Consider the following 12,618-nt stretch of genomic DNA (forward strand, 5'->3'; position numbering starts at 1 on the left):
CTGCCACCCGGGGGTGGCTCGAGGAGGCCCGATGAACGCGGTTGTCGCTCCTGTGAAGCCCACGCGGCCCTATCCGCCGCGCGTGAGGTCCAAGGGATCGGTGATCCACGACCTCGTCACCACCACCGATCCGAAGACGCTGGGACTGATGTACATCGTGACATCGTTCTCGTTCTTCCTGTTCGGTGGCCTGCTGGCGCTGCTGATGCGCGCCGAGCTCGCCGTGCCGGGGCTGCAGTTCCTGTCGAACGAGCAGTACAACCAGCTGTTCACCAATCACGGCGGCATCATGCTGCTGATGTACGCGACCCCGGTCGTGTTCGGCTTCGCGAACTACATCCTGCCGTTGCAGATCGGTGCCCCCGACGTCGCCTTCCCGCGTCTGAACGCCTTCAGCTACTGGCTGTTCCTGTTCGGTGCCCTCACCGTGGCGTTCGGGTTCGTCACGCCGGGCGGTGCCGCCGACTTCGGGTGGACCTCCTACATGCCGCTCGCCGACGACGTCCACTCACCGGGCATCGGAGGCAACCTCTGGTTCCTCGGCCTGGCCGTGATGGGTCTGGGCACCATCCTCGGCGGCGTCAACATGATCACCACCGTGGTGTGCATGCGTGCCCCCGGCATGACCATGTTCCGGATGCCGATCTTCACCTGGAACATCTTCATCACGATGCTCCTGGTGCTCCTCGTCTTCCCCCTGCTGGCGGCCGCGTTCATGGGTGCCTTCGTCGACCGGGTGCTCAACGGCAACATCTACGACCCGGCCACCGGCGGTGTCCTGTTGTACCAGCACCTGTTCTGGTTCTTCGGTCACCCCGAGGTGTACGTCATCGCGCTGCCGTTCTTCGGCATCGTCTCGGAGATCTTCCCGGTCTTCAGCCGCAAGCCGATCTTCGGGTACAGCGGTCTCGTGTACGCGACGATCGCCATCGCGGCCCTGTCGATCGCGGTGTGGGCGCACCACATGTACGCCACCGGCGCGGTGCTGCTGCCCTACTTCTCGTTCATGACCTTCCTCATCGCGGTGCCGACCGGCGTGAAGTTCTTCAACTGGATCGGCACCATGTGGAAGGGGCAGATCACCTTCGAGACGCCGATGCTCTTCTCGGTCGGCTTCATCATCACCTTCCTCTTCGGTGGTCTGACCGGTGTCATCCTGGCGAGCCCGCCGCTGGACTTCCACCTGCACGACTCGTACTTCGTGGTCGCCCACTTCCACTACGTGCTCTTCGGCACCATCGTGTTCGCGACCTACGCCGGTATCTACTTCTGGTTCCCGAAGATGACCGGCCGCATGATGGACGAGCAGCTCGGACGGTGGCACTTCTGGCTGACCTTCATCGGCTTCCACACCACCTTCCTGGTCCAGCACTGGCTCGGTGACGAGGGCATGCCGCGTCGCTACGCCGACTACCTGCCGTCCGACGGGTTCACCACGCTGAACACCATCTCCACGGTTGGTGCGTTCATCCTCGGTGCCTCGACGCTGCCGTTCCTGTGGAACGTGGTCAAGAGCTACCGGTACGGCCAGGTCGTCACGGTCGACGACCCGTGGGGCTACGGCAACTCGCTGGAATGGGCGACGACCTGCCCGCCGCCGCGGCACAACTTCTACGAGCTGCCGCGCATCCGGTCGGAGCGTCCCGCCTTCGAGCTGCACTACCCGCACATGGTCGAGACCATCCGTGCCGAGGCGCACGTCGGCTGGGGCAGCGACAAGCACGAGGTGAACGTCCTCGAGGGCGCCGACCGCACACCGGGGGACATCCCACGGGAGTGAGTGGATCCCGGACCAGCAGTCGTCCACGACACCGAGGGAGCGGAAGCCGGATGAACGACGCCGAACGGGACGGATGCCCGCCCGCCGAAGTGGACGTCCTGATCGTGGGTGCCGGGATCTCCGGTATCGGGACGGCCTACCACCTGAAGACCGAGCGGCCGGGCACGAGCTTCGCGGTCGTCGAAGCCCGCGACTCCATCGGCGGGACGTGGGATCTGTTCCGTTATCCGGGGGTGCGGTCCGACTCCGACCTGCACACGCTCGGTTTCGAGTTCAACCCGTGGCGGAAGAAGCACTCCTACGCCGGCGGGGAGGAGATCCTCGAATACCTGCACGAGACCGTCGCCGCGCACGGCCTCGCGCCGTACCTGCATCTCGGCCACCGGGTGGTGCGGGCACGGTTCTCCTCGGACACCGGACGCTGGACCGTCACGCTCCGCCACACGCACGACGGCCAGGACCAAGAGGGCGGGGAGCACACGGTGACCTGCCGGTTCCTCTTCTCCGCCACCGGCTACTACGACTACGACGAGGGTTACACCCCGCCCTTCGAGGGCCGCGACGAGTTCCGCGGCCGGATCGTGCACCCGCAGTTCTGGCCCGACGACCTCGACCACCGCGGCAAACGGGTCGTCGTCATCGGCAGCGGCGCGACCGCCGTGACGCTCGTCCCCGCCCTCGCCGAGGACGCGGCACACGTGACGATGCTGCAGCGCTCCCCGTCGTACGTGCTCGTGTGGCCCCGCGAGAACAAGGTCGTCCACCTGCTGCGGAGCACGCTCCCCGAGGAGTGGGCCGACCGTGCCGTGCGACGGCTGAGCGTGCGTCTCCTGCACGAGCTGTACCGTACGAGCCGGCGCGCACCCGGCCTGTTCAAGGCGTTCCTGCGCCGCCGGATGACGCGCGTGCTACCCGACGACTATCCGGTCGACGTCCACTTCAACCCGTCCTACGAGCCGTGGGACCAGCGGCTGTGCGTCGCCCCCGACGCCGACCTGTTCGAGGTCATCGCCGCCGGGACGGCGTCGGTGGTGACCGACCGCATCGAGCGGTTCACCCCCACGGGCATCGCCCTCGAATCGGGCCGCGAACTCGAGGCCGACATCGTCGTCACCGCCACCGGCCTGAAGATGCTGCCCTTCGGGCGGATCGACCTCGAGGTGGACGGCACCCCCGTCGATCTGCACGAGTGCATCACCTACAAGGCCACCATGCTCACCGGCGTCCCCAACTACGCGTTCGCGTTCGGCTACACCAACTCGTCGTGGACCCTCAAGGTCGACCTCGCCGGACACCACCTGTGCCGGCTGCTCGACCACATGGACCGCCGGGGCTACGCCGTCGTCACCCCCGTCTGCGACGACCCGGCCGTCGGCGGGGAACCCTTCTGGGATCTGACGTCCAACTACATCCTGCGGGCGAAGGACATGTTCCCGCAGTCCGGTAGCGACGGGCCGTGGTCGATGGAGCAGAACTACTATCTCGACCGCGCACGGCTGATCGAGCAGCCCGTCGACCACCCGGCGCTGCGCTTCGAACGGGTCGTCCCGGCCGCGCGCGTCCCGGCCGGTCAGCCGACCTCCGAGGAACGCACCGGCACCTGAACGGCGTCCGGCATCAACTCGCCGGGCACACCGACGACGAGCGCCCGCGCCGCGCCCGTCACCGACGCCGGGTCACCGACGCCGAGGACGGTCAGCGCCGCCGTCGCCACGGTCTCCGGCAGGCTCGCATCCACCTCGCCGGTGTCGGCGCGGGTGGCGATCACCGATTCGACGAGCCGGAACGGCAGGTCGACGCGCGGATCGGAGGCGCCGACGAGCAGGGCCGCCAGCTCCCGGTAACGGAACATGAGGCGCTCACGGTCGCTGCGGAAGGACGCGAACGGCTCCGTGCGGAGCTCCGGCAGGTGGTACAGGGCGCCGAGATTCCAGCGGCCCGCACACAGCTGAGCGGCGTCGAACCACGCCAGCGCGCACAGGCGCACCTCGGGGGAGAGGGTGCCGTCGAGGTCGTCGGCGAAGTCGAGGGTCGGGGCGACGGTGTCCTCGAGCAGGGCGACGAGAATGTCGTTCTTCGTCGCGAAATGGTTGTAGAGGGACGCCTGGCGGATCCCCACGGCCTCGGCGATCAGCCGCGTCGACGTGGTGGCGAACCCGCGGGTGGTGAACAGCTCCGCGGCCGCGTCGAGGATCTCGGCGCGGGCGGTGTTCCCCGGCCGGCGCGGGGCGTGGAGGCGGGGTCGTCCTGGTCCTGCATGACTCACCCCTCCACAGTGGCACACCGAAAACCTCAGTCGCACCAACCCGTTCGAGCCGTGAGGGTTATGTCACCCGGACGAAACACACGACACGGAGACGTTACGCGCCGGTCATTCGCCGAAGACGCGCGATCGGAAAACTGTCGCTCGACAGTTTCCCCGACCGTCCCGATCGGAGTGCCATGACCGAGACCCTCGCGACCGCCACCACGCACGCTGCCCGTGCCCACGCCCGAGCGCAGGCCGGCACCGTCACGGACGCGATGCCGATCGTGCCCGCCTCCGCCTGGTCCACCCCACCCAACGGACGCGCCGCCACGATGACCTGGGCCGAGACCGTGCCCGGCGGCCGCTACGCGAGCAAGGTGCTCGCCCGCGGCACCCGCCTGCGCCTGCGTGATCTCGACGGCGCGGCCTGCGCCCACCTGCTGATCTTCCGCGCCGACGCCCCGCACGAGCGCCTCAACGTCGCCGACACCGTCAAGGTGCCGTGGCAGGCCTATCTCGGCCTCGGCCACCCGCTGCTGTCCGACCAGGGCCGGGTCCTCGCCACCGTCGTCGCCGACACCTCCGGTCGCCACGACGCCCTGTGCGGCACCACCCACCTCGCCGGGAACACCGCGAAGTACGGTGCCGGAGAACTTCATTCGGCGTCCCCCGCTGGACGCGAGCTCTTCACCGTCGCCGCCGCCAAGCACGACCTGCAGCCGCGCGACCTGCCGCCCTCGCTGTCCTTCTTCCACGGAGTGAAGGTCGAGGACGACGGCAGCCTGGTCGGCACCGGCAACGCCGGGGCCGGCGCCCACGTCGACCTGCTCTTCCACCTGCCGGTGATCGTGCTGATCGCCAACACCGCCCATCCGCTCGACCCGAACCCCGAGTTCGGCACCACCAAGCTCGAGGTGCTCGCCTGGCGGGCACCGGAGGAGCTGAACTCGCTGCCGAACGACGACCCCGAATACCAGCGCGCCGTCCTCAACACCGAGGACGCCTGGGCCGCCGCCACGATCGAAACGGAGAACCGCCAGTGACCCTCCTCGCCGAAACCGCAGACCTCGCCCTCGTTCCCGGCCGCGTCGTGCTCGACGAGACCGTGCCGCTGCGCGCCCCCTGGTCGGCGGTCGTCGCCGCCGGCGACGTACTCACCATCGTCGACCTGCACGGCAACCAGGCCGTCGACACCCTGATCTACGACGCCGCCGACCCCACCCGCCGTTACAGCGCCGCCGCCACCGTCACCGCCCAGCAGAACCTCTTCCTCGGCACCGGGTCCGTGCTGCGCGACGCCGACGGCGAACCGCTCATGACGCTCGTCGCCGACGAGGTGGGCAACCACGACACCGTCGGCGGGGCGTGCTCGCAGGAGTCCAACACCCTGCGCTACGGCCACCACACCAAGCACCAGCACGCCTGCGTCGAGAACTTCCTCATCGAGGGCGCCAAGTGGGGCCTGGGGAAGCGCGACCTCGTCTCCAACATCAACTTCTTCATGAACGTGCCCGTCGAGGCGGACGGCACCCTCGGCATCGTCGACGGTCTGTCCGCCCCCGGCAAGCGACTCGCGATCCGGGCCGAGCGCGACGTGCTCGTCCTCGTATCGAACTGCCCCCAGATCAACAACCCGTGCAACGGCTTCGATCCCACGCCGGTGCGCATGATCGTCACGCGCGAGGAGTGAGACAGCCATGACCACCAAGATCGCCGTCGAGCGTCCGGGGATGCTCACCACCGTCCAGGACTATCCGGGTCGCACCGGCTACTGGCAGATCGGTGTCCCGCCGTCGGGACCCATGGACGACCTGTCGTTCCGCCTCGGCAACATCGCCCTCGGCAACGACGAGGGCGCCCCCGGACTCGAGACCACCATGGCCGGCCCGGCCCTGCGCTTCACCGAGGAGACCGAGGTGTGCGTGACCGGGGCGCCCGCCACCGTCCGGGTCGACGGCGTCGTCGTCCCGCAGTGGCGGCCCGTCACCGTCCCGGCGGGTGGTCTGCTCGACGTCGGGGTGGTGTCCGGCCCCGGTCTGCGCGTCTACGTCCTCGTCCGCGGTGGCCTCGACGTTCCCGAATTCCTCGGCAGCGCATCGACCTTCACGCTCGGAACCTTCGGTGGGCACGAGGGCCGCACCCTCCGCGAGGGCGACATCCTCGTCGTCGGCGAGAACGTCACCGGTGCGAGCGCGCCGGTCCCGTCCGAGCACGTGCCCGCTCTGAGCACCCACTGGGAGATCGCGGTCACCGAAGGACCGCACGGCGCACCGGAATTCTTCACCCGCGCAGACATCGACACCCTCTACGCCACCGACTACGAGGTGCACTTCAACTCCGACCGCACCGGCGTGCGGCTCATCGGCCCGAAGCCGGAATGGGCGCGCACCGACGGCGGGGAAGCCGGCCTGCACCCGTCGAACATCCACGACAACGCCTACTCCATCGGCGCCCTCGACTTCACCGGCGACACCCCGATCCTCCTCGGCCCCGACGGCCCGAGCCTCGGCGGCTTCGTGTGCCCGGTGACCGTGGTCTCCGCCGACCGCTGGAAGCTCGGTCAACTCGCCCCCGGCAACACTGTCCGGTTCGTGCCCGTCAAGTCGCAGCACGCCGCGTCCCGCCGCGCACTCGGTGTCGCGCGTCGCGCCGGCCTGTCGCTGGTCACCTCGTCCGGCGGCGACGGCGACGACGGTGTCCTCGCCCGTCGCGACGGGCACACCGCCGTCACCTACCGCCGCAGCGGCGACGACAACGTCCTCGTCGAGTACGGCGACATGACCCTCGACCTGGAACTGCGGGCGCGGGTGCACGCCCTGCACCAGCGGCTCGAAGCGCAGCGTCCCGCGGGTCTGCTCGAACTCACCCCGGGCATCCGGTCGCTGCAGGTCAAGGTCGACCCCGACGTACTGCCCGTGCCGACCCTGCTCGGCCTGCTCGCCGAGGTGGAGGACACCATCGGCGACAGCAGCGAACTCGAGGTCCCCAGCCGGCGGGTGCGCCTGCCGCTGTCCTGGGACGATCCCGCCACCCGCGAGGCCATCCAGCGCTACATGCACGGTGTGCGCGCCGACGCCCCGTGGTGCCCGTGGAACATCGAGTTCATCCGCCGCATGAACGGTCTCGACACCGTCGCCGACGTCTTCGACACGGTCTTCGCCGCCGACTACATGGTCCTCGGGCTCGGCGACGTCTATCTCGGCGCCCCGGTCGCGACCCCGCTCGACCCCCGGCACCGCCTCGTCACCACCAAGTACAACCCCGCCCGCACCTGGACCCCCGAGAACGCCGTGGGCATCGGCGGCGCCTACCTGTGCATCTACGGCATGGAAGGCCCCGGCGGCTACCAGTTCGTCGGCCGCACCACCCAGGTGTGGAACCACCGGCACCCGCAGTCCGCCGGCCCGTTCGAGGACGGAACCCCCTGGCTGCTGCGCTTCTTCGACCGCATCTCCTGGTACCCCGTCGACCCCGACGAACTGCTCGACCTGCGCGCCGATCTCGCGGCCGGTCGCGGGGGCGGAGTGGAGATCACCGACGGCACCTTCTCGCTCGCCGAACACAGGAAGTTCCTGGCAGACAACGCCGCATCGATCACCGACTTCCAGACGACCCAGTCCGTCGCGTTCGCACAGGAGCGGGCGCGCTGGAAGGCGAACGGGTCCTGACGGATTCGATCCGCGAAAATCGTTGATCTGCCGTACATCTGACCGAAGAGATCTTAACGGCGACGTCACATCCGGTGCGTAAGGTTCCTGAGGAACGGTGCTCGTCGCCCCGACCGGAGCCGGGCTTCCTCCCGGCCCGGTCCCCGCAAGTCCTCTACTCGTTCGGACGCGAAGCCCAACGCAGCGCTCCTGCCGTCTGACCCTCTCCACACGGAGCTGCCATGATCATCACCGGTGTCGCCCTGTGCCTCGTCGTACTCCTCGGGGCCGGCTTCTACTCCACCCGCAAGGTCCGCGGGGAGGCCGGGAACTTCCTCCTCGCGGGACGCTCCCTCGGAGCCCCCGTCCTGGCCGTCCTGCTCATGTCCCAGGTCGTCGACTCCAACGCGACGCTCGGATCAGCCGATCTCGCAGCCGGATTCGGTTTCTGGGCCGGCGCGGCGATGCCGCTCGGCATGGCGGTGAGCATCCTGCTCGTCGGCCTGTTCTTCGCCAAGCGCCTGCGCGCCACCGGGGTGGTCACCCTGCCGGAGTTCTTCGCCCGGCGCTTCGGCCGCGGCACCGAGATCATGTCCTCGGCGCTCACCGTCGGCAGCTTCGGCATCCTGCTCGCCGGCAACCTCGTCGCCCTGGGTTACCTGCTGCAGTACTTCCTCGGCCTGAACTACACGGCGGCGGTCCTGGTCATCATCCCGCTCGTGCTCGCCTACACGATGGCGGGCGGCATGTTCGCCAGCGTCTACACCGGTCTCGTGCAATTCGCGGTCATGGCCGTCGGTATCGTCTCGTTGCTCGCCTGGGTCGCCTTCGTTCCCGGCTTCACCCACGGCGAGGGGCTCGGCATCGGCGATCTCGGTCAGCTCACCGACCCGGCGCAGGGCGCTGCGATCAACTGGGCCACCATCACCGCCCTCGGTCTCGGCAACCTCGTCGCCATCGACCTGATGCAGCGCGTGTTCTCCGCCAAGTCCCCGGCCGCCGCCCAGCGGGCCTGCTTCGGTGCGGCCACCGGCATCATCGTCCTGTGCGTGCCGCTGTCCTTCGTCGCCCTCGCCGCGGTGTCGATCGTCGGCGACACGGCGGGCGCCCCGATCCTGTACGTCCTGCTCGGCGAGTACACCCCGAAGGTGCTGTCGATCCTGGTGCTCTCCGGCCTGGTGACGGCCTCGCTGACCACCATCAGCGGTGTGCTGCTGTCCACCGCGACAGTCCTGGTGCGCAACGTTTTCCGTGTCGGCGGTGAGAACGCCGCGATGTCCTCGGACGTCATGAAGGCCACCCGCCTGTGCATGCTCCCGATGGCGGCCTTCGGTGCGCTCGTCGCCCTGCGTGTCCCGCAGACCGGCATCCTGCTCACCCTCACCTTCGACCTGCTGCTCGCCTCGCTGGTCGTGCCGTTCATCCTCGGCCTGTTCTGGTCGCGCGGTGACGGTCGCGCCGTGGTGGCCGCCGCGATCGCCGGCATCACCGTCCGCGTCGGCTTCTTCGTCCTGACCCCGACGATCTACGGCGTCGACAACACCCTGCTCTACATCCCCAACTCCCTGGTGACCTCCGAGGTCGACGGCTGGACCACCTTCCTCGGCGTCCTGGTCTCCCTGGCCGTGTACGTGACGGTCGCGCTGGTGCGCCGTCCCGCTCCTGTCGCCACCACCCCCGAGCCGGTCGTCGTCCCGGCCGCCCGACAGCCGGTAGCGGTGTAAGTTTGCCCGCCGAAACGAGGTTCGCCCCTGCTGCAGTGGGGGCGAACCTCGTTTCAGCGCGTCAGGCTCGCGGCCGCGGCGCGTCGTGCCGCCTTCCGCAACCGTTCCGCGACGACGTCGAACCGTTCGAGTTCCGCCCACGTCCACCGCACCACCTCGAAACCCGCGTCGCGGATCGCGTCCTGCCGCAGCTTCTCGTCGAACAACGCTCGCGAGTCGGTGTACTTCATCCGCCCGTCGAACTCCCCGACGACACCGTTCTCCCAGTAGAAGTCGACGCGGTAGCGGCGGCCGTCGGCCGTGACGATCTCGTGCTGCAGGATCGGACGCGGCAGTCCCGCCTCCGCGATCCGGATGCGCGACAACGACTCCCCGACGCTCTCGCTCCGCCCGTCCAGGAACGGCACGACGGCACGGGCCTTCGCGAGGCCGTGCCTCTGCCCGGAATCGGCGAGCACCCGGGGCAGGTCCGACGCGACGTCCGGATACAGCCGCAGGGCCGAGTCACCCACGACGACGGCCTGATCCCTCGGCAGCGTGCGGGCCAGATCGACGACCGTCCGTGCCGCCGACGTCACCGGCAGACCGTCGACGAGAACGACGTCGTCACCGAGTTCGGTCGGGTGCACATGGATCTGCGAGGTCATCCGTCCGTGGCGGTGCGGTGGCCGGGAGACGTGGACGTGTTCGAGCGGCACCGTCCACAGGTCGAGACCGTGCAGGGCCGCCGCGGAGACATGGCTCAGAACCGTTCCCGCGGAGAGCTGCCGGCCGAAGTGCCGTGCCCGGACACGGTGCACCCCGACCTCGCCGAGCGCGTCGACGTCCAATCGATGCAGGTACATGCCGCGTCCGACGCGGACGAGATCTCCGGTCCTGGCTGCCCTGCGGATGTCGTTGTCGGACAGGCCGGATGCCGTCAGGGTCGCGGTGGTGAGTATCGGTGGATCGCCCATGAGGCGATCGTCGCAGCCCGTGCGGATGCCGGAGCGCCGCAGAGCGGTCGCGGATGCATTCTGTGGATGAATGCCTATGCTGTGGAGAACCCGTGCGCTACAGCAGTTCGCCCGACGTACCGTACTTCGCCTGTGCTACAGGTGGGGCGAAATACGGTACGGCGGGCGGGAGTCTGCCGAGCAGTGACTACTTCTCGAAGACGATGTCCTCGATGAGGGTGTGCTGCTCGACCGCGGACGGAGCCTGCATGCCCGGGGCCTGGTCGTCGGAGTGCGACTTCTTGAACGAGTCCGAACGCAGCCACGCCAGGAAGTCCTCCTTGGAGTCGAACTCCATGGTGGACACGTAGGGCAGGCCGTCGGCTGCGGGACGGAGCAGGGTCGTGCGGTTGAGGCCCGGCACGCCGTCGAGCGTCGAACGCATGCTCTCGACGAAGACCTTCTCGAATGCTTCGGCGGTGTCGGCAGGAACGTCGATGCGGTTGGTGATGACGTACACGGTGGCCCTTTCTGAGATGTCGTGACGGGCCCGGGGGAGCCCACGGGAAATTATAACGACACCCTGTCGAGAACCTGTGGAACGTGCTGCTCTCAGCGCCGCACGACGTCGATCGTGCCCTGGCACACCGCGTTCTGGGTGTTGACGAACCACCATCCGCCCCCGGTCTGGACGGTGACGGTGAAGTCCACGGTGCCCGTCCCGGTCCAGGTGCGGTTGACCGGGATGCCCGGCTTCTGCTGCCAGGCCGCCTGGTCGCTGACACTACGGCCGGACTCGCCGGTGGTGCGGTTGTGCCAGTCGACGAGCACCTGCGTGCCGTACCAGTCGAGACCGAGGCTCGGGAACAGGCCGGCCGGGGGAGCGGGCAGTTCGTTGCCGCCGCTGAGCAGGATGGCGGGTTCGAGTTCGCCACCCGGGGGTCGGGACTCGCCCGACGACGCGGTGACCGTCCACGTGAACGGCGGCGCCCAGAACAGCGGGTTCTGGCTCGAACAGTGCATCGTCGTCGACGTCGGTGCCGCCGACGCGACCCCACCACCCATCCCGATCACAGCAGTGGCCACCGCACCTGCGGTGGCCACTGCCGCTCCTGCACGTCGTACTGCTCGCCTCGCCATGAACCCTCCTCGTCTCGACCACTCGGAACACGCTCTGTCGGTCTGCAACCTACCGGCCGGGAGAGCGGGGTTCGGCGGGAACGGCGGAATGTCAGGCCCCGGAGGTCTCTTCGGTGACAGGAGTGACCACGGGCTCCGGGCTCCAGCCGGTGATCGGCGGGACGAACACGCACTCGAGCGGTCCGGCCCCGCCCGGATCGAGGGCGTCGAGGACGAACCACGCCGCGTTCGGGTCGTTGACGATGCCGGCGTGTTCGACGAAGTCGTTCGCACAGTGGTCCTGGAGCACGATGTTCCGTGCGTTGGGGGCCTCGCGGTAGCCGCTGGTGTACGGCAGGACGATCTCCTCGTACCGCGTCATGATGTTCGTGTACGTCACCTCGTCGGCGTACACGCCCGCTTCCTGGATGGTGCGGATCCAGTCCGACCCGGCGAGCACCTGTGGACACGCACCGCAACCGAGGGCATGGACGAGATTCTCCATGTCCTGCCGCACGCCGAGGTGCCCGAACGCCTCGAACGACGCCGCGATGAGGAACGCGTGGCTGCCCTCGTAGACCGGACCCAACGAGATGTAGTCGTCGACCTTCTCGTTGCCGCCGAGGAACCTGACGTACCAGACCGGCATGAGCGTGCCCTGCGAGTGACCGACGAGGTCGACCTTCTCGGCTCCCGTCGCGGCGAGGACCTCGTCGACGAAGTCCGACAGCTGCTGCGCGCTCTCCTCCATCGGCAGCAGCCCGCCGACGGCGTTCAGCGGCCAGGGCAGATCGGCATGGTTGCCGTAGGTGAGCGCGAAGACGCAGTACCCCTCGTTGGCGAGGAGCGGACCGAGATACGACCAGTTGTCCTGCCTGTTGAGCACCGTGCCGTGGACGAGTACCACCGGATCGGGGTGTTCCTCCGACGGCGTGCAGTCCCAGTCGTTCGTGCCGAGCGCGTTGCCGTTCGGGTTGCCGAGTTCGTGGGCCAGCCCGTCCAGGAACGTCTTTCCCACCGGGAGCGGTGGACGATTCTCCTCGGCTGTCGCCGTTCCGGCCCCGAACACCGCAAACGCCGCGGCGAGCACCGTGGCGGTAATCGTGCGTAGACGCATCCCCATCCCCTTCGCCTGCGTTGATGGAGTCGAAAGTTAACAAGAATT

The 12,618-nt window shown here is 68.6% G+C and carries 11 protein-coding genes; 6 read left to right on the plus strand and 5 right to left on the minus strand.

Translation table 11 applies throughout. From position 1 onward, the window contains the following. Positions 1-31: 31 nt before the first annotated feature. Entirely contained in the window at positions 32-1,780 is a 1,749-nt protein-coding gene (gene ctaD, locus OED52_RS06330) for an aa3-type cytochrome oxidase subunit I (protein ID WP_264153818.1), read from the plus strand. 50 nt (positions 1,781-1,830) lie between these two features. Then, entirely contained in the window at positions 1,831-3,384 is a 1,554-nt protein-coding gene (locus OED52_RS06335; protein ID WP_264153819.1) for a flavin-containing monooxygenase, read from the plus strand. On the opposite strand, the gene OED52_RS06340 is transcribed toward OED52_RS06335, so the two are convergent. Continuing rightward, positions 3,351-4,046, minus strand: a complete 696-nt coding sequence (locus OED52_RS06340; RefSeq protein WP_264153820.1) for a TetR/AcrR family transcriptional regulator — start codon at positions 4,044-4,046, stop codon at positions 3,351-3,353. The two genes, OED52_RS06335 and OED52_RS06340, sit on opposite strands and share 34 nt — an antisense overlap. A 176-nt stretch (positions 4,047-4,222) precedes the next feature. Here OED52_RS06340 and OED52_RS06345 point away from each other — a divergent pair, with 176 nt between their 5' ends. The 4 genes from OED52_RS06345 to OED52_RS06360 all read left to right on the plus strand — a co-directional run bounded on the left by OED52_RS06345 (position 4,223) and on the right by OED52_RS06360 (position 9,399). Beyond that, entirely contained in the window at positions 4,223-5,071 is an 849-nt protein-coding gene (locus tag OED52_RS06345) for an urea amidolyase associated protein UAAP1 (protein WP_264153821.1), read from the plus strand. Further along, on the plus strand, positions 5,068-5,718 hold the full coding sequence (locus OED52_RS06350; protein WP_264153822.1) for an urea amidolyase associated protein UAAP2: 651 nt from the start codon (positions 5,068-5,070) through the stop codon (positions 5,716-5,718). Before OED52_RS06345 ends, OED52_RS06350 begins: the two co-directional genes overlap by 4 nt. A 7-nt stretch (positions 5,719-5,725) precedes the next feature. Next, positions 5,726-7,696 carry a 5-oxoprolinase/urea amidolyase family protein gene (locus OED52_RS06355; protein ID WP_264153823.1) on the plus strand — a complete coding sequence of 657 codons (1,971 nt, stop codon included), beginning with the start codon at positions 5,726-5,728 and terminating at the stop codon, positions 7,694-7,696. Positions 7,697-7,917: 221 nt separating this feature from the next. Then, positions 7,918-9,399 carry a high affinity choline transporter 1 gene (locus OED52_RS06360; protein WP_264153824.1) on the plus strand — a complete coding sequence of 494 codons (1,482 nt, stop codon included), beginning with the start codon at positions 7,918-7,920 and terminating at the stop codon, positions 9,397-9,399. 53 nt (positions 9,400-9,452) lie between these two features. Here OED52_RS06360 and OED52_RS06365 read toward each other — a convergent pair whose 3' ends face one another. The 4 genes from OED52_RS06365 to OED52_RS06380 all read right to left on the minus strand — a co-directional run bounded on the left by OED52_RS06365 (position 9,453) and on the right by OED52_RS06380 (position 12,576). Then, positions 9,453-10,355, minus strand: a complete 903-nt coding sequence (locus OED52_RS06365; protein ID WP_264153825.1) for a type IV toxin-antitoxin system AbiEi family antitoxin domain-containing protein — start codon at positions 10,353-10,355, stop codon at positions 9,453-9,455. A gap of 187 nt (positions 10,356-10,542) precedes the next feature. Next, positions 10,543-10,854, minus strand: a complete 312-nt coding sequence (locus OED52_RS06370; RefSeq protein WP_264153826.1) for an antibiotic biosynthesis monooxygenase family protein — start codon at positions 10,852-10,854, stop codon at positions 10,543-10,545. A 92-nt stretch (positions 10,855-10,946) separates the two neighbouring features. Then, a complete protein-coding gene (locus OED52_RS06375; RefSeq protein ID WP_318841912.1) occupies positions 10,947-11,474 on the minus strand; it encodes a hypothetical protein in 528 nt (175 codons plus the stop codon). Between the two features lie 91 nt (positions 11,475-11,565). Further along, positions 11,566-12,576, minus strand: a complete 1,011-nt coding sequence (locus tag OED52_RS06380; protein ID WP_264153828.1) for an esterase/lipase family protein — start codon at positions 12,574-12,576, stop codon at positions 11,566-11,568. Between the last annotated feature and the right edge of the window lie 42 nt (positions 12,577-12,618).

The organism is Rhodococcus sp. Z13 (assembly GCF_025837095.1).
In the GTDB taxonomy this organism is placed as follows: domain Bacteria; phylum Actinomycetota; class Actinomycetes; order Mycobacteriales; family Mycobacteriaceae; genus Rhodococcus; species Rhodococcus sacchari.

Excerpts from the sequence above, each read along its gene's own strand:
- ctaD (WP_264153818.1), top strand. The coding sequence starts at position 32 with ATGAACGCGGTTGTCGCTCCTGTGAAGCCCACGCGGCCCTATCCGCCG.
- OED52_RS06335 (WP_264153819.1), top strand. The coding sequence starts at position 1,831 with ATGAACGACGCCGAACGGGACGGATGCCCGCCCGCCGAAGTGGACGTC.
- OED52_RS06345 (WP_264153821.1), top strand. The coding sequence starts at position 4,223 with ATGACCGAGACCCTCGCGACCGCCACCACGCACGCTGCCCGTGCCCAC.
- OED52_RS06355 (WP_264153823.1), top strand. The coding sequence starts at position 5,726 with ATGACCACCAAGATCGCCGTCGAGCGTCCGGGGATGCTCACCACCGTC.
- OED52_RS06360 (WP_264153824.1), top strand. The coding sequence starts at position 7,918 with ATGATCATCACCGGTGTCGCCCTGTGCCTCGTCGTACTCCTCGGGGCC.
- OED52_RS06365 (WP_264153825.1), bottom strand. The coding sequence starts at position 10,355 with ATGGGCGATCCACCGATACTCACCACCGCGACCCTGACGGCATCCGGC.
- OED52_RS06375 (WP_318841912.1), bottom strand. The coding sequence starts at position 11,474 with ATGGCGAGGCGAGCAGTACGACGTGCAGGAGCGGCAGTGGCCACCGCA.
- OED52_RS06380 (WP_264153828.1), bottom strand. The coding sequence starts at position 12,576 with ATGGGGATGCGTCTACGCACGATTACCGCCACGGTGCTCGCCGCGGCG.